General features: G+C 72.4%; 17 protein-coding genes and 4 tRNA genes. 15 read left to right on the top strand and 6 right to left on the bottom strand.

Annotated elements, in window-relative coordinates; translation table 11 throughout:
* Nucleotides 1-86 precede the first annotated feature (86 nt).
* On the top strand, nt 87-1,985 hold the full coding sequence (gene treZ, locus I6A81_RS17040; protein ID WP_203005478.1) for a malto-oligosyltrehalose trehalohydrolase: 1,899 nt from the start codon (nt 87-89) through the stop codon (nt 1,983-1,985).
* Between the two features lie 643 nt (nt 1,986-2,628).
* Here treZ and I6A81_RS17035 read toward each other — a convergent pair.
* Entirely contained in the window at nt 2,629-3,132 is a 504-nt protein-coding gene (locus I6A81_RS17035; protein WP_203005479.1) for a DUF2231 domain-containing protein, read from the bottom strand.
* 331 nt (nt 3,133-3,463) lie between these two features.
* Between I6A81_RS17035 and I6A81_RS17030 the strand changes: the two genes are divergently transcribed.
* The 4 genes from I6A81_RS17030 (at nt 3,464) to I6A81_RS17015 (ending at nt 5,223) form a co-directional block, all read left to right on the top strand.
* Nucleotides 3,464-4,345 carry a prephenate dehydratase gene (locus tag I6A81_RS17030; protein WP_203005492.1) on the top strand — a complete coding sequence of 294 codons (882 nt, stop codon included), beginning with the start codon at nt 3,464-3,466 and terminating at the stop codon, nt 4,343-4,345.
* A gap of 589 nt (nt 4,346-4,934) precedes the next feature.
* Nucleotides 4,935-5,007, top strand: a tRNA-Gly gene (locus I6A81_RS17025).
* A 46-nt stretch (nt 5,008-5,053) separates the two neighbouring features.
* Nucleotides 5,054-5,125: transfer RNA gene (locus I6A81_RS17020), tRNA-Cys, on the top strand.
* Between the two features lie 26 nt (nt 5,126-5,151).
* A tRNA-Val gene (locus tag I6A81_RS17015) sits at nt 5,152-5,223 on the top strand.
* Between the two features lie 484 nt (nt 5,224-5,707).
* On the opposite strand, the gene I6A81_RS17010 is transcribed toward I6A81_RS17015, so the two are convergent.
* Nucleotides 5,708-6,274 carry a dihydrofolate reductase family protein gene (locus I6A81_RS17010; protein WP_203005480.1) on the bottom strand — a complete coding sequence of 189 codons (567 nt, stop codon included), beginning with the start codon at nt 6,272-6,274 and terminating at the stop codon, nt 5,708-5,710.
* A 180-nt stretch (nt 6,275-6,454) separates the two neighbouring features.
* On the opposite strand from I6A81_RS17010, the gene I6A81_RS17005 reads away from it, so the two are divergent.
* From I6A81_RS17005 to I6A81_RS16995, 3 genes are all read left to right on the top strand, one after another.
* Nucleotides 6,455-6,841, top strand: coding sequence for a YciI family protein (locus I6A81_RS17005; RefSeq protein ID WP_203005481.1), 387 nt, complete (start codon nt 6,455-6,457; stop codon nt 6,839-6,841).
* On the top strand, nt 6,766-8,133 hold the full coding sequence (locus I6A81_RS17000; protein WP_203005482.1) for an RNA polymerase sigma factor: 1,368 nt from the start codon (nt 6,766-6,768) through the stop codon (nt 8,131-8,133). Before I6A81_RS17005 ends, I6A81_RS17000 begins: the two co-directional genes overlap by 76 nt.
* Nucleotides 8,134-8,209: 76 nt before the next feature.
* Nucleotides 8,210-8,560 carry a DUF4287 domain-containing protein gene (locus I6A81_RS16995; RefSeq protein WP_203005483.1) on the top strand — a complete coding sequence of 117 codons (351 nt, stop codon included), beginning with the start codon at nt 8,210-8,212 and terminating at the stop codon, nt 8,558-8,560.
* On the opposite strand, the gene treY is transcribed toward I6A81_RS16995, so the two are convergent.
* Together treY and glgX are read right to left on the bottom strand one after the other, a co-directional pair.
* The gene (gene treY / locus I6A81_RS16990; RefSeq protein ID WP_203005484.1) at nt 8,544-11,063 is read right to left on the bottom strand and encodes a malto-oligosyltrehalose synthase; all 2,520 of its coding nucleotides are present in this window, start codon (nt 11,061-11,063) and stop codon (nt 8,544-8,546) included. The genes I6A81_RS16995 and treY overlap by 17 nt on opposite strands.
* A gap of 45 nt (nt 11,064-11,108) precedes the next feature.
* Nucleotides 11,109-13,304 carry a glycogen debranching protein GlgX gene (gene glgX / locus I6A81_RS16985; protein ID WP_203005485.1) on the bottom strand — a complete coding sequence of 732 codons (2,196 nt, stop codon included), beginning with the start codon at nt 13,302-13,304 and terminating at the stop codon, nt 11,109-11,111.
* Between the two features lie 148 nt (nt 13,305-13,452).
* Between glgX and I6A81_RS16980 the strand changes: the two genes are divergently transcribed.
* The 4 genes from I6A81_RS16980 (at nt 13,453) to I6A81_RS16965 (ending at nt 16,254) form a co-directional block, all read left to right on the top strand.
* Nucleotides 13,453-13,920, top strand: a complete 468-nt coding sequence (locus I6A81_RS16980) for an NfeD family protein (RefSeq protein WP_307874715.1) — start codon at nt 13,453-13,455, stop codon at nt 13,918-13,920.
* Nucleotides 13,917-14,960, top strand: coding sequence for an SPFH domain-containing protein (locus I6A81_RS16975; RefSeq protein ID WP_203010231.1), 1,044 nt, complete (start codon nt 13,917-13,919; stop codon nt 14,958-14,960). The genes I6A81_RS16980 and I6A81_RS16975 overlap by 4 nt, the downstream gene beginning before the upstream one ends.
* Nucleotides 14,961-15,190: 230 nt before the next feature.
* Nucleotides 15,191-15,721: a DUF3145 domain-containing protein gene (locus I6A81_RS16970; protein ID WP_203005487.1), complete on the top strand. Its 531-nt coding sequence runs from the start codon at nt 15,191-15,193 to the stop codon at nt 15,719-15,721.
* 239 nt (nt 15,722-15,960) lie between these two features.
* Complete coding sequence (locus tag I6A81_RS16965) at nt 15,961-16,254, top strand: DUF4193 domain-containing protein (protein WP_203005488.1); 294 nt, start codon at nt 15,961-15,963, stop codon at nt 16,252-16,254.
* Nucleotides 16,255-16,535: 281 nt separating this feature from the next.
* Here I6A81_RS16965 and I6A81_RS16960 read toward each other — a convergent pair whose 3' ends face one another.
* On the bottom strand, nt 16,536-17,138 hold the full coding sequence (locus I6A81_RS16960; RefSeq protein WP_203005489.1) for an isochorismatase family protein: 603 nt from the start codon (nt 17,136-17,138) through the stop codon (nt 16,536-16,538).
* A gap of 62 nt (nt 17,139-17,200) precedes the next feature.
* On the opposite strand from I6A81_RS16960, the gene I6A81_RS16955 reads away from it, so the two are divergent.
* Together I6A81_RS16955 and I6A81_RS16950 are read left to right on the top strand one after the other, a co-directional pair.
* The gene (locus I6A81_RS16955; RefSeq protein ID WP_203005490.1) at nt 17,201-18,010 is read left to right on the top strand and encodes a DUF3097 domain-containing protein; all 810 of its coding nucleotides are present in this window, start codon (nt 17,201-17,203) and stop codon (nt 18,008-18,010) included.
* 261 nt (nt 18,011-18,271) lie between these two features.
* The gene (locus tag I6A81_RS16950) at nt 18,272-19,054 is read left to right on the top strand and encodes an N-acetylmuramoyl-L-alanine amidase (RefSeq protein WP_203005494.1); all 783 of its coding nucleotides are present in this window, start codon (nt 18,272-18,274) and stop codon (nt 19,052-19,054) included.
* A gap of 189 nt (nt 19,055-19,243) precedes the next feature.
* Here I6A81_RS16950 and I6A81_RS16945 read toward each other — a convergent pair whose 3' ends face one another.
* A complete protein-coding gene (locus tag I6A81_RS16945; RefSeq protein WP_007520135.1) occupies nt 19,244-19,675 on the bottom strand; it encodes an SsgA family sporulation/cell division regulator in 432 nt (143 codons plus the stop codon).
* Nucleotides 19,676-20,258: 583 nt separating this feature from the next.
* On the opposite strand from I6A81_RS16945, the gene I6A81_RS16940 reads away from it, so the two are divergent.
* Nucleotides 20,259-20,330, top strand: a tRNA-Val gene (locus I6A81_RS16940).
* Nucleotides 20,331-20,494 lie beyond the last annotated feature (164 nt).

Genomic DNA, 20,494 nt, shown 5'->3' with positions numbered 1-20,494 from the left:
TGTGGCGCGTAACGCTCTCGCAACCGGTGGGCGGGCCGACGCGGGTCGGTGCGGCGACCATCGGGAGGCGACGATAGACAGGGACCGTGAGCACGTTCCGGGTCTGGGCCCCACACGCGAGGTCGGTCGCCGTCGTCACCGCCGAACCCGAGGACGCCGGCGAACCCGCCAGCACCCGCGAACAGGCGGGCCTGGGCGAACGCCCGGGCGCCGGCACCCGGGCCGACGACCGGGTCACCCAGCTGGTGGCGGGCGCCTCCGGTTGGTGGACGGCCGAGGTGCCTGGCGCCGGGCACGGCACCGACTACGCCTTCCGGCTGGACGGCGCCGCCGAGGAGCTGCCCGACCCGCGCTCGCCCTGGCAGCCGTACGGGGTGCACGGCCGCTCCCGGGTCGTCGACCACGGCAGGTTCGGCTGGACCGACGGAGCCTGGCGGGGCGTGCCGCTCGCCGGCAGCGTGCTTTACGAGCTGCACGTCGGCACGTTCACCCCCGAGGGGACGTTCGACGCCGCCATCGGCCGCCTCGGGCACCTCGTCGACCTCGGGATCGACGCGGTGGAACTGCTGCCGGTGAACGCCTTCCCAGGGCGCCATGGCTGGGGCTACGACGGGGTCGGCCTGTTCGCCCCACACGACCCCTACGGCGGGCCCGACGGGCTGAAGCGATTCGTCGACGCCGCCCACGCCCACGGCCTCGGCGTGATCATGGATGTCGTCTACAACCATCTTGGCCCGGACGGGAACTACCTGGGCCGGTTCGGCCCGTACTTCACGGACAACTACCGCACGCCGTGGGGCTCGGCGGTCAACCTCGACGACGTCGACTCCGACGAGGTCCGAGCCTTCGCCGTCGACAACGCGCTGTCCTGGCTGCGCGACTACCACTGCGACGGCCTGCGGGTGGACGCGGTGCACGCGCTGCGCGACAGCCGCGCCGTCCACGTCCTCGAGGAGCTGAGCGACGCGGTGCACCGGCTCGGCGCGCAGCAGCGCCGCCCGCTGTTCCTCATCGCCGAGTCCGACCTCAACGACCCGCGGGTGATCAGCCCACCGCAGGCCGGGGGACACGGCATGGACGGCCAGTGGGCCGACGACATCCACCACGCCCTGTGGGCGACGCTGTCCGGCGAGCGGCAGGGCTACTACGGCGACTTCGGCGCGTACGCGACGCTCGCGAAGGCGTTCGAGCAGGGGTTCGTGCACGACGGGACCTACTCGGCGTTCCGGGGCCGCGCGCACGGCCGGCCGATCCCGAAGTCCGTGCCGGCATCCCGGCTCGTCGCCTTCCTGCAGGACCACGACCAGGTCGGCAACCGCGCCATCGGCGACCGGGCGGCGGCGACGCTGTCCGACGGGCTGCTGCGGGTCGGGGCGGCGCTGCTGCTGGCCGGGCCGTTCACCCCGATGCTGTTCATGGGCGAGGAGTGGGGCGCCACCACCCCGTGGGCCTACTTCACCGACCACGGCCCGGACTGGCTCGCCCAGGCGGTCCGCGACGGCCGGCGGGCCGAGTTCGCCGCCCACGGCTGGGGCCCGGCGGACGTGCCCGACCCGCAGGCCGAGGCCACGTTCACGAGGTCGAAGCTGGACTGGTCGCAGCCGGCCACCGAGCCTCACCGCGGCCTGCTCGACTGGTACCGGCGGCTGGTGGCGCTGCGCCGGGCGGTGCCCGAGCTCGCCGACCCGGACTGGGCGTCGGCACGCTGCGCGTACGACGAGCACGCGGGCTGGTTCGTGCTGTACCGGGGAGGGCCGCCCGCCGGGGTCGCCGTCGTGTGCAACCTGTCCGCGGTGCGCCAGTCGATCCCGGTCGGCGCGACCGGCGGTGAGGAGCCCGAGCCGGCCGCTCCCGGCGAGGTGGTGCTCGACGTCCTCGCGGCATCCACGCCGGGGTTCGTCTATCAGCCGGACCGGGTCGAGACCGATGGCGAGTCGGTGGTCATCGCCCGGCTGCTCCCGCGCCGGCCGCGGGGGCGCCACTGACGCCCGGCCCGGCGCGGTCGTTCGGCCCAGGGGGTCCGCGGCCCAGGGGGTCCGCGGCGTTTTTCATGGATCATGTTCCGGGGTCTCGGACCGCCGATCCGCGCGCACAACCATCGATCATCGGCCCGCCCCGGCCCGGTATCCCCGGTAGATCACCAGATCCGCACGCGATTCGGGGGGACAAAACGGACGGAGATCGCCGGATGGCGCACACAACTGACGATCAAGGAAGCTGTCGGGCTTCCGTGGGCTGGTGATCATCGGATGTGTGCGCGGACCGGCGGTCGAGCGGGCCCCGCGAGATCCACGGTAGGGTCTTAGCGGCGGCTCTGTTCCTCGGTCCGGCTGAGCACGAAGTACAGCAGTGCCAGCAGGCCCAGCGCGAGGAACAGGACCACCACCAGCAGGATTACGTACGTTGCCATGCGTCTATCCTCGCCGGACCTTCCCGTGTCGAGAAACTTGGGTCGCCTCCGGTGCGTCGCCGCTCCGTTGCTGAGCGCATTGGTCCCCCGCTCGTCGACCGTCAAACCCTGTCGGCGTGGCTTTTGCCGCCGGACCGTGGCACCGATGGCGCGGCCGGCCCCACGATCGTGGTCCACGGGTGCCAGGGCCGGCCGACCGGCGGCGGCCCTCCCGGCGTCTAGGACGAGCCGACCCCCTGCCAGACCGCCTCGGCGCCGCTGTGCCCGATCCGGATGATCTGTACGACCGTGATCACGGCGAGCGCGACGACGATCAGGGAGACGACCAGCGTCAGCGCGCGCGGCCTGGCCCGCGTCCCGCTCGCCGAGGGGCGAGGGGTCGCCCACGCCGTGGGCCGCCAGCCGTCCGCCCACAGCAGGAGCAGCGCGGCCGCGAACAGCGCCGCCACCCAGGGCAGCAGGCCGTCGCCCAGGTCGGCATGCTTGGTGATGGCCGGGCTCTCGAAGCCCAGCCGGTCCTTCAGGTTGTCCCCGGACATGGTGGTGATCGGGACGAGGATGAGCCCGACGGCGCCGCCGAGTGCCGGCAGCGGCCCCAGCGAGTAGCGCAGTCGCGGCCACAGCGCGGCCACCGTGAGCAGCAGCGCCGCCAAGGGCACCAGCACGACGGTGCCATGGACGACCAGGGCATGGGTGGGCAGACCGAAGACGGTGTTGGGCACACGGCCTCCCAGGAACGGGACATGGACGGAACCGGAACTGTTGTCCTTACAACTTCCGATGATGAGCCTCCCGTGCCTGGCTGAAGATCTCCTGAGGACCCGGTCCCGATGCCGACTAGCGGATCCCTACGGCGCGTTGGCGGGGCACGCCGGGCGGCCGCCGGTGGGCGGTACGGTTGACTTCCAGGCGCGGCCCGCGCGGTGCCCGCCCGAACGGGCAGCCCGACCGCCGTCGGTGCTCGACGCCTGGGAGCCCAGCCGCCGGTCGCGGCGCGCCGACGACCAGCGCCCGACGCCGACGACGAGGAACCGTGACCGCACCGTGTCCGTGATCACATCCCGGCAGCGCATCGCCTACCAGGGAGAGCCGGGAGCGAACTCCCATCTCGCCTGCCGGGATGTCTACCCGGACTATGACGCGGTGCCGTTCCAGACCTTCGAGGAGTGCTTCACCTCGATCGAGGACGGCACGGTGGAACTGGCGATGATCCCGGTGGAGAACTCCACCGCCGGCCGCGTCGCCGACATCCACCATCTGCTGCCCCAGGCGACGGCGCACATCATCGGCGAGTTCTTCCTGCCGGTGCACCACCAGCTCATGGCGCTGCCCGGCGCGACGCTCGACGGCCTCAAGACCGTGCACAGCCACCCGCAGGCGCTCGCCCAGTGCCGTGAGGCGCTGCGCGAGCTCGGCCTGCGCCCCGTGCCGGACGCGGACACCGCCGGCGCGGCCCGTGAGCTCGCCCAGTCCGGCGACCTGACCAGGGCCGCGATCGCCTCCCGGATGGCCGCCGAGGTCTACGGACTGACGATCCTGCGTCCCGATCTCGAGGACGAGGAGCACAACACCACCCGGTTCCTCATCTTCTCCGGCGAGAACCTGCGCGCCGCCGCCGGTGTGCACGAGCTCGTCACCACGTTCTTCTTCGAGGTGAAGAACCGCCCGGCCGCGCTCTACAAGGCGCTCGGCGGTTTCGCCACCAACGGCGTCAACATGACGAAGCTGGAGAGCTTCATGGTGAGCGGCGAGTTCGTCGCCACCCAGTTCCTCGCCGACGTGGAGGGCAGCCCCGAGGAGCCGGCCGTGGCGCGCGCTTTCGAGGAGCTGGCCTTCTTCGCCGACTACCGGATCCTCGGCGTCTACCGCGCGAGCCGCTACCGCGAGCGCATGGCCAGTCAGTCCGCCGCCGCCCGTCGCGCCGGCGCGGGCTGACTCCTCCCCTCGGCGGCGAGGCCCGGTGCCGGGCCGACGAACCACCGGGCGGACCTCGCGCGCTCATCCGACGAGCCTCGGCCGGCATCGTCGCTGCCCGGGACCGGCCCGGGGCGCCTCGCGGCGCCCGGGCCCGCGCGTGGCCGGGCGGGTTCGTGGCCGGCGTGGTCGACGAGACTGGGGCCGGCGCCGAGTCCCGAGGGCGCTGACTCGGACCCGGGCTCACATCTGGGGATCAAGGCCCGGGACCGGGCGTGTCCTGGCGGGTCCGGCGCCTCGCGGCCGCCTCGCCGCCGCCGCGGCACCGGTGTCGGCGCCCACGCATCCGTCCACGGCCGACCGATGGCGTGGAGTGTCGCGCAACATCTGGACGACGCTCGCGCGAGGTTCGACGATCGGCCTCCTCGTCCGCTAGAGTGCTACTTGCGCCCGACGGGAGCGAGCCAAACGAAGGCAAACCACACCGAACAAAGCGGTTGGAAACCTTCTGGTAAGCTTCTGAGGCGCAAGGTAAAGATCCACGATGGCAACCGGGTGGCCAACCTGGTTGCCGAAACGGGACTCCGGTCCTGTAGAGTGGTCAGCACACGCGGACGTGGCTCAGTTGGTAGAGCATCACCTTGCCAAGGTGAGGGTCGCGGGTTCGAATCCCGTCGTCCGCTCGGAAGTAGCGAGGTCAAGAGGTCTCAGCCCATAACGGCCTCCTCCGGCGGAGTGGCCGAGTGGTTTAGGCAAGGGCCTGCAAAGCCCTGTACGCGGGTTCGATTCCCGCCTCCGCCTCGCACTTTTCGGGTGTAAACCCTTGAGGGCGATTAGCTCAGTGGGAGAGCGCTACCTTGACACGGTAGAGGTCACTGGTTCAATCCCAGTATCGCCCACGCGATCGGGGCTTCTCTGCTCGCCTCCCTTCGGGGAGGCTCGCGGGCTCCCGCGTTATGTTGGCCCAGGGGGGCGACCCCCTGGAACCCCCGTGTCAGGGGGCTTCGTCCCCCGACACCCCCCAGCGGCTCGTCCTTCGGACGTGGCCGCTTTTTGTTGTGGTCGCTTTGGTGTCGGGTTTGTGTGGGTTGGCTGGGGGTCCTTCGGTCGATTGTCCTTCGGTGATGTTGCTGGCGCTTGAGATGGTCTGGCCATGGACCCGCCGTGCCGAGAGGAGGCTCTCGGCACGGCGGGTCCGTTGGTGTACCGGTGGGGTCTGCATGGTGGATGGGGGCCAGGCAGGGGTGGTGTCAACGGGGGCCATGAAGTCGCGGATGGCGGTGGTGAGCGCGGCCGTCGGAAACGTTCTGGCCTTGCTCGGCCCGCGCGCGGCGCGTGCTGCTGGGAGCGGTTCGTCAGTTCGCCGGCCGCGAGCGTGATCTCTCAGGCCGCGGCGGCCGCGGCGTCGGCGGCCGCGGGCTTGTAGACGTGGTAGGTGACGCCGTTGCCGAAGGTCCGCTGGGCGGCGAGGTCGAGGCCGACCGGGGCGCCGCCGTCCTCGAACAGGTGCCTGCCCGCTCCGACCACCACGGGATGGACGAGCAGGTGCAGCTCGTCGACGAGACCGGCGCGCAGCAGGGCGCGGGTGAGAGTGCCGCTGCCGTTGATGGCGATCCGCCCGCCGGGCTGGTCCTTCAGATCCCTGACCGCGGGGACGGCGTCGCCCGCGAGGATCGTGGCCGGTCCCCAGCCGGGGTCGGACAGGGTGCCGGTCACGACGTACTTGTGCGTGTTGTTGATGAAGTCGGCGAGCGGGAAGCCGGACTGCCCCGGCCAGAAGGCCCTCCACTCCTCGAACGTGCGCCGGCCCATCAGGAGGGCGTCGACGCCGGCCGTCGCCTCGCCGACGACGCTCATGACCTCGGGATTCGCGTACGGGAAGTGCCAGTCCTGCGGTGAGTCGACGATGCCGTCGACGGAGACGAAGTAGTGGGCGGTGAGGGGGCGCATGCGGATCTCCTCCTGGCTGGATGGTGGTTGACGGCTGTACGTCGGCCAGCACTCCGGGGCTTCGACATCGCGGCGGCTGGAACTTTGGTGCGGACCGATGTCGAAACTGGCCATGTCCGTTCGACGCGGTAGTGCGCCCGCGCTCCGCGGGCGCTGTCGTCAGCCGAGGAGGCCACGTCCATGCGGTTCCTGATGATGAGCAAGACCAACGAGGACTTCGAGGCCGGGAACCCGCCCAGCCCCGAGCTGTTCGCCCGCATGGGCGAGTTCATGGCGGAGGCGGCCGCCGCCGGGGTCCTCCTGCAGGCCGACGGGTTGCTGCCCAGCTCGGCCGGGGCCCGGATCACGGCCCAGGACGGCGAGATCAGCGTCACCGACGGGCCGTTCGCCGAGGCGAAGGAACTGGTCGGCGGAATCGCCTTCATCGAGGCCCGGGATCTCGCCGAGGCGAAGGAATGGGGCCGCCGGTTCGCCGTCGTCCACGACGGTGGGTGCGAGGTCGAGATCCGTCAGGTCGCCGCTCCCGGTGGTCCGGGCGGTCCTGGTGGTCCCGGGGACTTCAGCTGACCGGCGAGGCGTGGCGCGCGGACCTCGAGGCGCTCTGGCGTCTCGAGTTCCCGAAGCTCGTCGCGACAGCGACCCGGATCACCAGGGATCCCGGCCTCGCCGAGCAGGTCGCGCAGGACGTCTTCGTCACCGCGATCGAGCACTGGCCGGTCGACGGCCCGCCGAACCGGCCGGGCGCCTGGCTGATGACCGTCGCGAAGCGGCGCGCGGTCGACGTGGTGCGCCGCGAGGCCGGCCGCGACGCGAGATACCGGGAGATGGCTGAGCGGGCATCGATGACATCCGACGAAGAAGGGCTCGAGGCGCGGGTCGACGGCCGCATCGAGGACGACCTGCTGCGGCTTATCTTCATCTGCTGCCACCCCCTCCTCGGGCGAGACACCCGGGTGGCGCTCACGCTCCGGCTGCTCGGTGGACTGACCACCCAGGAGATCGCCAGAGCGCAGCTGGTGCCGTCCACGACCGCCGGCCAGCGGATCGCGCGCGGCAAGCGCGCGATCGCCCAGGCGAGGATCGCGTTCGAGGATCCGACGCCCGACGAGCAGGCCCAGCGGCTGCCCTCGGTGCTGGAGGTCGTGTATCTCATCTTCAACGAGGGCTACGCGGCCACCTCCGGAGAGTCGTGGACCCGCCAGGACCTGACGGGGGAGGCCCTGCGGCTGGCCCGGATGCTGGCCCACCTGATGCCGCGGGTGGCCGAGGCGCACGGCCTGCTGGCGCTCCTGGAGATCCAGGCGTCCCGTTTCGGGGCCCGCCACGGCCCGACCGGGCCGGTGCTGCTGGAGGAGCAGGACCGGATGCTGTGGGACCGGCTCCTGATTCGCCGCGGGCTGGCGGGCCTCGAGCGGGCCCGGGCGCTCGGCGGCGGCCCCTACACCGCTCAGGCCGGCATCGCCGCCTGCCATGCGCGCGCGCCCAGCGCGGAGCTGACCGACTGGGCGGAGATCGCGCGGCTCTACGACGCGTACGCCGCGAGCAACCCCGGCCCCGTCGTCGAGCTCAACCGCGGCATCGCCCACTGGAAGGCGCGTGGCACCGCCGCGGGCAGGACGATTCTCGAGCCGCTCCTGGCCGACGCGCGCATGACCCGGTTCCACCTCCTCCACGCGGCTCTGGCCGAACTCGATCTCGCTGACGGCGAGGTCGCCGCGGCCGGGACGCGGCTGCGGACCGCGCTGGGCCTCACCGACAGCGCGGCGGACAGGGCCGTGCTCGGCGCCAAGCTCGCGGGGCTGCCGCGCGGCCGCGCGAACCCGCGGGAGCCCGCGGACCCAGAACGGGACACGCCATGAGCGGTATCTCCGGGCCGGTCCGCGCGGGCGTGCCGATGATCTTCGTCAACTCACCATCCGAACGGAGAACCGAACCATGACCTTCGAGGGATACCTGCGGACGATCAAGGACAGGACGGGTCTCGGGCCCGACGACTTCGTTCGCCTCGCCGCTGACCGGGGGCTGACCGGGCCCGCGGTCAAGGCCGGTGACGTGATCCGTTGGCTGGCCGCCGACTACGGGCTTGGCCGTGGACACGCGATGGCCATCGTGGCCGTGCTCAAGGGCACCGCCCCGGCGGGCGTCGTCACGCCGGCCGGCCCGTCGGGCGCGCCGCCGCGGGACGACGCCCGGAAGGGAGCCGCCGTCGCGCGCGGCGGCGGGAGGGGCGCCGTCGAGGAGGGCGCCGCCGCGGGCGGCGCGGGTGAGGTCAGGGGACGCGGATGAGCATGGAGACGGGGAAGTCACGCAGGAGGCGCAGCACGTAGGCGGTGCCGCCGTCGTGGCGGCGGCCGGTGAGGACGTCGAGCCACCGGCCGTCGGGGAGGGTGAGCGTGGTGTCGCGCCAGCCGCCGCCGCGGCGCAGGCCGAGGACGAGACGGGGGACGACGGTCACCACCGACTCGGCCCTGACGAACGCCACCAGGTGCTCGGCGGCCGAGCCGGACGCCCACAGCGGCCGGTAGGAGGCGCCGGGGCCGAACCACTCCGGGTGCTCCCGGCGCACCCGCAGGACCCGGGAGACCACCAGCAGCTTGGCGGCTCCCGTGTCGTCGAGGGCCGGCGGGCGGCGTAGCACCGGGTCGGTGCCGAGCTCACCGAGCAGCTTCGCGCGCTCGCCGAAGTTGACCGGACGGCGGTTGTCCGGGTCTACCAGCGAGTGGTCCCAGAGCTCCTGGCCCTGGTAGACGTCGGGGATGCCGGGCGCGGCCAGCTGCAGCAGCCGGGCGGCCAACGAGTTCTGCCGGCCGAGCTCGACGATCGTCGAGACGTAGTTCTCCAGCGCGCCGACGAAGTCGGGATCCTCGAGGGCGGCGTCGACGTAGGTGGTGAGCGCGTTCTCGTAGGCGGGGTCCTGGTCGGTCCACGAGGTGTGGGCCTTGGCTTCCCGGACCGCCTTGACCATGTACTGGCGAACCCGCTCCGCGGAGATCGGCCACGCTCCCACCAGCGCCTGGATCAGGTGGTAGATGGTGACCGGGTCCGGCCAGCCGCGCTCGGCGTCGGTGTGCCGGTAGCCGAGCCGGCCGAGCTGGCGGACCACGTCCGCCCAGCCGCGGGGGTCCTCGGACAGCACCGCCAGGCGGGCCCGCACGTCCTCCGAGCGCTTCGTGTCATGCGTGGACAGCGTGGTCATCGTCAGCGGCCAGGTCCGCGCCGTCGTCACGTTCGCCTCGTGGAACTCGTGCACGGCGCTGCGCGGGTGCCCCCAGGGGAACGCCGGGTAGGCGCCCGGGTCGCCGCCGACCTCGTTCAGCGCGATGAGCTGGCCGAAGCGGTAGAACCCGGTGTCCTCGACGCCCTTGGCCATGACCGGGCCGCAGGTCTGCTGGAAGCGGGTGACGAACTCCGCCGGGCCGCCGAGCGCGAGGTCCTCGATCAGGTCGATCTCGGTGGAGCGGCGCGGCAGCCGCCGGCGGGCCGTCTCGCAGGCCCGCACCACGTGGGAACGGGCCTCCAGCGAGGGGGTGCCGTCCGGGCGGACGTAGGCCCGGTAGACGGCGAAGCCGGCGAGCACCTCGCGCAGCGCCTCGCGCAGCCCGGTGCGGGTCAGGTCCGCGCGTTCCCGGCGCGCCTCGGTCAGCGCCAGGGTGGTCAGCCGGTCCAGCTCGGGGCGCAGCACGTTGTCGAGCACGTCCAGCTTGGCCTGGTGCGCGGCGTGCGCCCAGTCGGGCGCCTCGCCCGAGACCTCGGCGTAGAGCGCCGCCAGCGGGCGGGCGGCCATCGGGTCGAGGAACAGCCGGGTGACCCGGTTCAGCGCCTCGTAGCCGGTGGTGCCGTCGCAGGCCCACGACTCGGGCAGCGACTCGTCGCCCTCGAGGATCTTCTCGACGACGGTCCAGACACCGCCGGTGGCGTCCGAGAGCCGGCGCAGGTACTCCTCGGGGTCGGCGAGCCCGTCGGGGTGGTCGATCCGCAGCCCTTCGACGGTGCCGGCCTGGACGAGGTCGATCAGCAGCCGGTGGGTGGCGGCGAAGACGTCCGGGTCCTCCTGCCGCAGCGCCGGCAGGGTGGTGATGTCGAAGAACCGGCGGTAGTTCAGCTCGGTGCCGGCGGCGCGCCACCAGCACAGCCGGTAGTACTGGGCGTCGAGCGTGCCGGCGAGGTCGTCCGGGTCGGCGGTGCCCGGCGCCACCGGCAGGACGTGGTCGTGGTAGACGAGGACCCAGTCGTCGTCGCCGTCGGGGGCCAGCCCGTCGAGGCCGCCGCCCGCGGCGTCGTCGCCGCCCCTGACCAGCCGGAGCTCGCCGGCGGCGAGGCAGTCGCGCAGCGGCTGGCCGAGGAAGGGCATCAGCACCTTGCCCGGGTTGTCGGGTGAGGCCCAGTCGATGTCGAACCAGCTGGCGTAGGGGGAGTCCGGCCCCTCGCGCAGCACCGACCACCAGACCGGGTTCGCCGTCTGGGGGGTCGGGATCGCCATGTGGTTGGGCACCACGTCGACGACCAGGCCGAGCCCGGCCCGCCGGCAGGCGGCGGCCAGCCGGCGCAGCCCGCCGGCGCCGCCGAGCTCGGGACTGATCCGGCCGTGTTCGACCACGTCGTAGCCGTGCATCGACCCGGGCGCCGCCTCCAGCACCGGCGACAGGTACAGGTGCGACACGCCGAGGGCCGCCAGGTAGGGCACGATCACGGCGGCGTCGGTGAAGTTGAACTCGAGGTGCAGCTGCAGCCGGTACGTCGACGTCGGCACCACCCGGGTGCGCTCGTCCCCCATCGGTCCGTCGTTCATCGGGGCACCCCTATCCGAGCCGGGCCGGCGGATCGGCGGAAGGAGTCAGCTGGCACGGCGCAGCACGACGGTCGAGCGGGCGTCGAGCGTGACCAGGTCGCCGGTCTTGACCCGCCGGTCGAGGGGTTCCTGAACGGCGCTGGCGGCACCGAGGTCGGCCCCGGGTGGGGCGGGCGAGGACGGGCGGGTGTCGATGACGGTCTCCCAGGTGTCCCCGAGCTCGACGGGCCCGACGTGGAAGTCGACGGCCTCGCTGTGCGCGTTGAAGAACAACAGGAACGAGTCGTCGACGACCGGCTCGCCCCGCTCGTCCGGGTCGGGAATGCCGTGGCCGTTGAGGAAGACGGCCAGCGTGCGCGCCGCCCCCGACTCCCAGTCCTCGTCGGACATCTCGGCGCCGTCCGGGCGCAGCCACACGATGTCCTTCAGGCCCTGCCGGGCGTCGTCCTTCAGCCCGTGGCGGGCGTCGTCGCCGGTGCCCCGGATCGGGGCGCCGTGGAAGAACCGGCGGCGGCGGAACACCGGGTGCTCGCGGCGCAGCCGGGACACCTCGACGGTGAAACGGAGCAGGTCGGCGTTCTCCTCGGCGAGCGACCAGTCCAGCCACGACGTCTCGTTGTCCTGGCAGTAAGCGTTGTTGTTCCCGCCCTGGGTGCGCGCCATCTCGTCACCGGCGACGAGCATCGGCACCCCCTGGGACAGGAACAGCGTCGTGAGCAGGTTACGGGTCTGCGCGGCGCGCAGCGCGCGTACCGCCGGGTCGTCCGTGGGCCCCTCGACCCCGCAGTTCCACGACCGGTTGTCGTCGGCGCCGTCCCGGTTCTGCTCGCCGTTCGCGTCGTTGTGCTTGCCGTTGTATGAAACCAGGTCCGCGAGCGTGAAGCCGTCATGCGCGGTCACGAAGTTGATGGAGGCGGACGGGCGGCGGCCGGTGAACTGGTAGAGGTCGCTGGAGCCGGTCAGCCGGGAGGCGAACTCCGCGATGCCGTGGTCCTGGCCGCGCCAGAAGTCGCGGACCGTGTCGCGGTACTGGCCGTTCCACTCGGTCCACAGCGGCGGGAAGTTGCCCACCTGGTAGCCGCCCTCGCCGAGGTCCCACGGCTCGGCGATCAGCTTGACCTGGGAGACGGTCGGGTCCTGCTGCACGAGGTCGAAGAAGCTCGACAGCCGGTCGACGTCGTAGAACTCGCGGGCGAGCGTCGCCGCCAGGTCGAAGCGGAACCCGTCGACGTGCATCTCGGTCACCCAGTAGCGCAGCGAGTCCATGATCAGTTGCAGCACGTGCGGGTGGCGGACGTGCATCGTGTTGCCGGTGCCGGTGTAGTCCATGTAGTAGCGGGGCTCGTCGGCCATCAGCCGGTAGTAGGCCGCGTTGTCGATGCCCCGGAAGCACAGCATCGGGCCCATGTGGTTGCCCTCGGCGGTGTGGTTGTAGACGACGTCGAGGATCACCTCGATCCCCGCGTTGTGCAGGTCCTTCACCATCTGCTTGAACTCCTGCACCTGCTGGCCGGGGGCGGCGGCGGAGGAGTAGCCGTTGTGCGGGGCGAGGAAGGCGATCGAGTTGTAGCCCCAGTAGTTGCGCAGCCCTCGGCTGACGAGGTGCTCGTCGTGCACGAACTGGTGCACCGGCATCAGCTCGACGGCCGTGACCCCGAGCTTCTGGTAGTGCTCGATCATCACCGGGTGGGCGACGCCGGCATACGTGCCGCGGTAGCGCTCCGGAACGCCGGGGTGGCGGATCGTCAGGCCGCGCACGTGCGCCTCGTAGAGGACCGTCCGGTCGTACGGGGTGCGCGGCGGGCGGTCCCCGTTCCAGTCGAAGAACGGGCTGATGACCACCGACTTCAGCATGCGCGGCGCGGAGTCGGCGGTGTTCAGGGTGTCCGGGTCGCCGAAGGTGTAGCCGAAGACGGCCTGGTCCCAGTCGACCTCGCCGTCGACCGCCTTCGCGTACGGGTCGAGAAGCAGCTTGGTCGGGTTGCAGCGCAGCCCGCGGGCGGGGTCGTGCGGGCCGTGCACCCGGTAGCCGTAGCGCTGCCCCGGCAGGACGCCGGGCAGGTAGCCGTGCCAGACGAAGGCGTCCTTCTCGTGCAGCTCGACCCGGCGTTCGGCGCCGGCCTCGTCGAACAGGCACAGCTCGACCTTCTCCGCCACCTCGGAGAAGAGCGCGAAGTTGGTACCCGACCCGTCATAGGTGGCACCCAGGGGATACGGGTGGCCAGGCCAGACCTGCGACATACCAGCGAAGCCTACGGAACTGGGGGGATCCGACGGCGAGGCGGCTCGCCGAAGGTCTTGACAACTCTTCGCGGACAGCCCTGCTGGTCCTGTCCGTCAGGCGACAGCGAACGGTCGCGCGGCGCGTCATCGGGCCTACGATGAAGGTGTGCCCGCCGAACTGATCTGGTTCGTCGTCGCCGGTGGGCTCGCGGTGGGCGAGCTGCTGACCGGCGGTCTCTACCTGTTGATGCTGGCGCTCGCGGCGCTGGCCGCGGCCCTCGTGGCACTGCTCGGCGCGGGCGTCGTCTGGCAGGTCCTGGCGTTCGTGGTGGCGGCCGGTGGGCTGACGTTCGGGCTGCGGCCGATCGCGCGCCGCCACCTGATCTCCACTCCTCAGGTCGCGACCGGGACGGCGGCGCTGATCGGTGCCGACGGCGTCGTCGTCGAGCCGGTGGACCGGCATGACGGCAGGGTCAAGATCAGGGGTGAGATCTGGTCCGCGCGCGCCTACCCCGGGGACAGCGTGCTCCCCGTCGGTAGCGCCGTGCGGGTGCTGCGCATCGACGGTGCCACCGCGATCGTCCACCAGGAGGAGATCCCGGGACTCGACGTCCCGCGAGGGGAGTTGCCATGAGCGGTGGGCTGATCGCGGTTGCCGTCCTGTCGTTCGTCGTCCTGGTGTTCGTCTTCCGAGCTGTCAAGATCGTTCCACAGGCGCGCGCGATGGTCGTCGAACGGCTCGGCCGCTACCACCGCACGCTGATCCCCGGCCTCGCCATCGTCCTGCCGTTCATCGACCGGGTCCGGGAGCGCATCGACCTGCGCGAGCAGGTCGTCACCTTCCCGCCGCAGCCGGTGATCACCGAGGACAACCTGGTCGTCGGGATCGACACCGTCATCTACTTCCAGGTGACCGACCCGCGCGCGGCCACCTACGAGATCGCCAACTTCATCAAGGCGATCGAGCAGCTCACCGTCACCACGCTGCGCAACGTCATCGGTGGGATGAACCTCGAGGCGACGCTGACCTCCCGAGACCAGATCAACGGCCAGCTGCGCGGCGTGCTCGACGAGGCGACCGGCAAGTGGGGCATCCGGGTCAACCGGGTCGAGCTCAAGGCGATCGACCCGCCCCGTTCGGTGCAGGACTCGATGGAGAAGCAGATGCGCGCCGAGCGGGACCGGCGGGCCGCGATCCTGACGGCCGAGGGCGTCCGGCAGAGCGAGATCCTGCGGGCCGAGGGTGAGAAGCAGGCCGCGATCCTGCGGGCCGAGGGCGCCAAGCAGGCGGCCATCCTCGGCGCCGAGGGCGAGCGGGAGGCGCAGGTGTTGCGGGCCGAGGGCGAGGCGCGGGCGATCGAGACCGTCTTCGCGTCCATCCACGCCGGTGACGCCGACCCGAAGCTGCTCGCCTATCAGTACCTGCAGACGCTGCCGCGTATCGCGGAGGGCCAGGCGAGCAAGCTGTGGATCGTCCCCAGCGAGCTGACCAGCGCCCTCGGCAGCGGCCTCGGCGACCTGTCCAGCCTCCTCGGCACGCGGGCCGCGGAGGCTGGACAGCCCGCCGAAAGGCCCGCCCCCGCCGCTCCCGCCGAGGGCGGCACGCCCCCGACCAGACCGCTGAACAAGTCGTCGTTGCCCACGTCCGCCCGGGATGCCCCACCCGCCGGATAGGTGGACGGGGCCGTCCTGGCCTGTCGTCGGCTCGGGACCGCGGCGCCGGCCCCGTCAGGAGGCCACCGCGACATCCGCGGCGGGCCCGGCCGGTGAGATGGCTCTTTTTGGTGCCTACCAGGGGTGGCCGGGACCCCCGCGTCATGGCACGATCTATGCGTACCTACGTGAACCGCCCAAGACGAGACGCAAGGGGAAGGCGTTCCTCGTCGACGGAGGTCCCCGTGGTCATGTCGTCAGCCTCTGGGCTGTCATACGGCCCAGCGTCGAACGTGGTGCCGGGCATGTTGTCGGTGCTCGCGTGCCCACCGGCGCTGTGCCCACACCTGGAGTTCGCCGTGTCCGGCGCGCTCTCCGCGACGGTGTCGCTCACGTGGTCGCCGCAGCCGGCCCGGCCCGGCTACCTCTACGCCGGGCTGGAATGGCGAGGGGCGCCGGCCACCGCCGGCCGGCTGGCGACCCGCCTGCGTCGCCTCGGCCATGTCACCTTCGAGGTGGTCGAGGGCCCTTCTCCCGGCTGCGACGCGGAGCGCTACTCCTACACCCCCGAACTCGGCCTGCACCGGGTCGGCATCGCCGCGAACGGTGACGTCGTGATCGGCGAGGCCGCGCTGCGCGCCCTGCTGGAGCGCGGCGAGGGCCGCGACACCCTGGCCCGCGGCCTGCACCGGCTGCTCGGCACCGACTGGGACGACGTGCTTGAGCCGCTGCGCCGCGGTGCGCACGGCGCTCCGGTGACCTGGCTGCGCCGCACGGGCTGACCCCGCCTCCCAGCCCGTTCCCGGCGCGTCCGGCGGTCCGGGATGCGCCAACGCGGCGGCACCCGGACACGCTGTGCACCGGCGCGGTCCTTCCGTGTGGCGAAGGACACAGGAAAGTCCGGAGGGTGTCGTGGGCACATTGCCGGACAGTCGTGCGTTGTGGGTTGGGCACGAGGAGCGCGACCTTCGAAACCGGCTTCGCCGATTCCGCAGGGCCCCGACCATCTGGGAGAAATGAAGTGGCCACCGACTACGACACCCCCCGTACCGCGGACCTCGAGGAGGCCCCTGAGCAGAGCCTGGAGGCCCTGAAGGCGCGGCGGGCGGACGCGGCGGCCGACCTCGGTGATGAAGTCGACCCGTTCGAGACCGAGCTCGACCTGCCCGGCGCTGACCTGTCCGGCGAGGAGCTGAACCTGCGGGTGCTACCCCGTCAGGCCGACGAGTTCACCTGCACGAGCTGCTACCTGGTTCACCATCGCAGCCAGCTGGTCGACTCCCGCCGGATGATCTGCCGCGACTGCGCCGCCTGACGGCCTCCGCCGCGCGAGGCTTCGCCATATTTCGCGCGGCTACGGCCGGGGCCGCCTGACGGCCTCCGCCGCGCGAGGCTTCGCCATTTTCGCGCGGCTACGGCCGGGGGCGCCTGACCAAACCTCAGAACAGATCTGATCAGCTGGCCCACCGCGGTCGCCGCCACCGTCGGCGGCGATCCGGGTGGGCCATGCGCGTTCGGCGCCGCGGCCTCGGCCGTGGGCGGGCGCGAGGCCGCCGGCCGCCGGCTCTGACCCAGCCGCCGCGGCCGGCGGTGACGTCAGGCCGCGCTGGCCGCTGGCTCGACCCGGACGCCAGCGGCGCGTAGCTCGGCGATGGCCGCCGTGTCGTCGCCGGGCTCGAGGTTCACGAAGCGGGTCAGCGCTAGCGGGACGACGACGTCGAGCCCGAGGCGGCGGCCGTCGAGCGCGGTCTCCTTCACGCAGTAGTCGCCGGCGAGGCCGACGACCACGACCTCGCGGCAGCCGGCCGTGGCGAGCCGGTCGCCGAGCACCGTGGACCGCTGCTCGCCGGACTCGGGGTCGCGCACGGAGAAGCCCGAGTAGCCGTCCGCGCCGTCCGCGCCCTTACGGATGATCTCGCCGGTCACCAGGGCCCGCGGGTGGAACTCCGCTCCCGGCGTCCCCGCCACGCAGTGTGGCGGCCAGACGCCGCCGGACGTCACGAAGTGCGGCGTGACCGAAGGGTGCCAGTCCTGGGTCCAGAAGACCGGTGAGCCGGCGGCCACGGCGGCCGAAACCTCGTCGTTCACCGCCCCGACGATCTCCTCGCCGCCGCGGACGTAGAGGCTGCCCGCGGGTGTCGCGAAGTCGTTCTGCAGGTCCACGACGATCAACGCCACTTCGGGCCCGTAGGTCGTCATCGGTCTGGCGCCTCCCACGGCCCCGTTGGGTGCCCTCCTGCAGCGATCCTAGGCTTGTTCGCATGCGTAGCCGCGACTATGGGCGAGATGTGCTGGCCCCGTCCGCGAAGAAGGCGCCAGCGCCGGTTCCCGTCGTCGAGATAGAACCCGATCTGGTCGTCGAGGACCCGGTGAGCGGCTTCTGCGGAGCGGTGGTCGGGGTCGACGCGGACGGCGTCACGCTCGAGGACCGGTTCGGCGTCCGCAGGCTCTTCCCGCTGGAAGAGGGCGCGTTCCTGCTCGAGGGCAGGCGGGTGACGCTGGTTCGCCCACGGCGCGCGAAGCCGGCCGGCTCCGCGCGGACCGCCTCCGGCTCGATCGCGGTGCCCGAGGCGCCCGCGCGGGTCGCCAGGGCCAGCCGGATCTACGTCGAGGGTTTGCACGACGCGGCGCTCGTCGAGCGGGTGTGGGGCGACGACCTGCGGATCGAGGGCGTCGTCGTCGAGCCGCTCCACGGGGTCGACGACCTGCCGGAGATCGTGGCCGCGTTCCGTCCCGGCCCCGGGCGGCGCCTCGGGGTGCTCGTCGACCACCTGGTCGCCGGTTCCAAGGAGAGCCGGATCGCGGCTTCCGTCCCGGGCGAGCACGTTCTGGTCACCGGTCACCCGTACATTGACATCTGGCAGGCGGTGAAGCCCGCCTCGGTCGGCATCCGGGCCTGGCCCGAGGTGCCGCGCGGGCAGCCGTGGAAGGAAGGCGTGTGCCGCGCGCTGGGAGTGCGCGAGCCCGCCGAGATGTGGCGCCGAGTACTCGCCTCCGTGGACAGCTACGCCGACCTGGAGGTCGGTCTCCTGCGCGCCGTCGAGGAGCTCATCGACTTTGTTACCGCCTGAGGGGCCGGCCCCGTGGCCGCGGGCCCGGGGGGCTTCCCGCGGGAGGCACCCCGCGGGAGGGCCGTACCCGGCGTGGCGCCGGTGCCCGACGGGGCCCCGATGAGCCGGACCGGGCCGGCGCGGGCGGGCGGGCGGCGGTCGCTGGCGGCCGCGGCCGCCACGGGCTCCGGCGCGTCCCGCGGGTCGTCCCGGCCGGCGCGGGCGGGGCGCGGGCTGTCCCGGCCCGCGCAGGTGCTGGTCGCGGTGGTGGCGGTGCTGGTCATGGGCGCGCTGGGAGTGGTGGTCGGCGGCGCGACGGGTGGCCGTGGCGGCGGGGACGGTGGAGGGGCCGCGGGCCATTTCCCGACGGCCGGGGCGGTCGCGTTTCCCAGCGCCGACGTGCGTGGCCGGGTGGTCGTCCTCGACCCTGGCCACAACGGCGGCAACGGGGCGGCCGCCGCCCAGATCGCCCGGCTGGTGGACGCCGGCGGCTTCCAGAAGGAGTGCGACACCGTCGGGGCCAGCACAGACGACGGCTACCCGGAGCACGCCTTCACCTTCGACGTGGCGAACAGGGCGGCTGCCCTGCTCCGGGCGCGTGGCGTGACCGTGGTGCTGACCAGGACCGACGACGCCGGCATCGGGCCGTGCGTCGACGTGCGCGGCCGGGCCGCCGCCGAGGCGCACGCGGATCTGGCGGTTTCCATCCATGCCGACGGCGGGCCGCCGGAGGGTTCCGGCTTCCATGTCATCGCCCCGGCCCATGCCCCCGGCGCCGTGAATCCCGGAATCGTCGAACCGTCGGCCCGGCTCGCGGTCCGGCTGCGGGACACCTTCGCGGCGGCCACCGCGGAGCCACCCGCGGACTACCTGCGAAGCCAGAACGGCGTCGTCGAGCGTTCCGACCTGGGCGGTCTGAACCTTTCCAGCGCCCCCAAGGTCTTCATCGAGTGCGCCAACATGCGTAACCAGGCGGACGCCGCCCGCGTGACCGACCCGGCCTGGCGGCAGCGCGCGGCCGAGGGCATCGCCGCCGGCATCCTGCACTTCCTGGCCGAGCGCTGACGCGCGGGGCGGTCAGCGCTCGAGGGGTCGGCGGCCGCTCGCCCGGCGGTGGCTGGCGGACCGGCCCCTGAACGCGAGAAAGCCCGCCCGGTGGAGGTACCCACCGGGCGGGCCTGGCGATCTCGTTCGCCGGACGGTGCCCGCACCGGATGCTCAGGGGCCGGGCGCGAACCGCCCGACCCGTGCGCGTCACCGGTCGGGGCCGCCCCAGATCAACAGGGCCAGCTCGGCATCGAGATCGATCACGTCGCTCTCGCTGCCCAGCGGGACCGCCGCGTAGGTGCGACGCAGGAAGGCGAGAACCTCGGAACGAGGCATCTCGAACAGCGCGTGCCCAGACGGGCTGGACAGTGACAGGCAGACGATCCGTCCGCCGGACTGCGCGGCCGGCCAGACCTGGACGTCGCCGTCGCCGGCCGGGCGGCGCACGCCGTCACTGAGCAACTGTCGAGCGAAGGTCCACTCGACCACCTCGTCCGCTCCGGTGCGGAACCCGATGCTGACCGCGTATGGGTCGTCGGGCTCGTACCGGACCGTCGCGGCGACGGGGACCGGGGCCCCTCCGGGCACGACGAGCCGGAGGGCGAGTTCTGCGGTGATGGAGTCGTGACGAATAGTCATCGGGCGGCCTCTCAGCGGTGCGGTGGTGCGGGCGAGCACCCGTGTAACGAGATGGTTCCCTCTCTGCGTCTCGTCGGAAACAAGATTATGCCAAGACAACATCCGTTACGGCGGTTCGAGCGAGTTGCCCGGCTCAGGAGACCCGGGGTCCTCATCTAGCCGCGTCGGCGGATCCCTGGGGAAGGTGCCCAGGTCCGTGAGGTCCCGGTGTCGGTGCGACCCGGCGGCGGTCCGAGCCACGGGAGGTGGCGTCGGGCCCGTTCCGGACCTCACCGGGACCCTCCCGGACACGGAGCCCACTGCCGCGGCCGTGCCCCGACATCGTTCCCTGTGACGCGGCCCTCAATCACGACGAGTGCCGGCGAACACCCATGGCATGCCCAGCGATCCGACATCGTCGGGACATCGGTTGGACATTGCCTCGACATCAGGCGTCTCGCGAACAGGGCTCGCTGGACGGGCCGTTCCACCCCTCCAGTCGGGTTGTGTAAGCTGACCACGCAGCCAACCGATCGACGGCACCCCGATCGACCACCACGTGGTTGATCCAGATGGCCGAACCAGTCGGATGCGCTTGCGGCTCGGGCGTATAGCTCAGTGGTAGAGCGCTGCCTTCACACGGCAGAGGTCCGTGGTTCGAAACCACGTACGCCCACGAGCCGGCCTCATCCTGCTCGGCGGCCGTTGGCCGCCTTCGCCAGAGGCCGCGATGTCTGCCCAGGGGGGCGACCCCCTGGAACCCCCGTGTCGGGGGGGGGGGGCCCCCCCCCCCCCCCCCCCCCCCGCGGGGGGGGGGGGGGCCCCCCCCGGGGGGGGATG

It is taken from the genome of Frankia nepalensis (assembly GCF_016786325.1).
Lineage (GTDB): Bacteria > Actinomycetota > Actinomycetes > Frankiales > Frankiaceae > Pseudofrankia > Pseudofrankia nepalensis.
This window is presented reverse-complemented; position numbering and strand designations above follow the sequence as displayed.

Excerpts from the sequence above, each read along its gene's own strand:
- I6A81_RS17010 (WP_203005480.1), bottom strand. The coding sequence starts at position 6,274 with ATGCGCCCCCTCACCGCCCACTACTTCGTCTCCGTCGACGGCATCGTC.
- I6A81_RS17005 (WP_203005481.1), top strand. The coding sequence starts at position 6,455 with ATGCGGTTCCTGATGATGAGCAAGACCAACGAGGACTTCGAGGCCGGG.
- I6A81_RS16995 (WP_203005483.1), top strand. The coding sequence starts at position 8,210 with ATGACCTTCGAGGGATACCTGCGGACGATCAAGGACAGGACGGGTCTC.
- treY (WP_203005484.1), bottom strand. The coding sequence starts at position 11,063 with ATGAACGACGGACCGATGGGGGACGAGCGCACCCGGGTGGTGCCGACG.
- glgX (WP_203005485.1), bottom strand. The coding sequence starts at position 13,304 with ATGTCGCAGGTCTGGCCTGGCCACCCGTATCCCCTGGGTGCCACCTAT.
- I6A81_RS16975 (WP_203010231.1), top strand. The coding sequence starts at position 13,917 with ATGAGCGGTGGGCTGATCGCGGTTGCCGTCCTGTCGTTCGTCGTCCTG.
- I6A81_RS16970 (WP_203005487.1), top strand. The coding sequence starts at position 15,191 with ATGTCGTCAGCCTCTGGGCTGTCATACGGCCCAGCGTCGAACGTGGTG.
- I6A81_RS16960 (WP_203005489.1), bottom strand. The coding sequence starts at position 17,138 with ATGACGACCTACGGGCCCGAAGTGGCGTTGATCGTCGTGGACCTGCAG.
- I6A81_RS16955 (WP_203005490.1), top strand. The coding sequence starts at position 17,201 with ATGCGTAGCCGCGACTATGGGCGAGATGTGCTGGCCCCGTCCGCGAAG.
- I6A81_RS16950 (WP_203005494.1), top strand. The coding sequence starts at position 18,272 with ATGGGCGCGCTGGGAGTGGTGGTCGGCGGCGCGACGGGTGGCCGTGGC.
- I6A81_RS16945 (WP_007520135.1), bottom strand. The coding sequence starts at position 19,675 with ATGACTATTCGTCACGACTCCATCACCGCAGAACTCGCCCTCCGGCTC.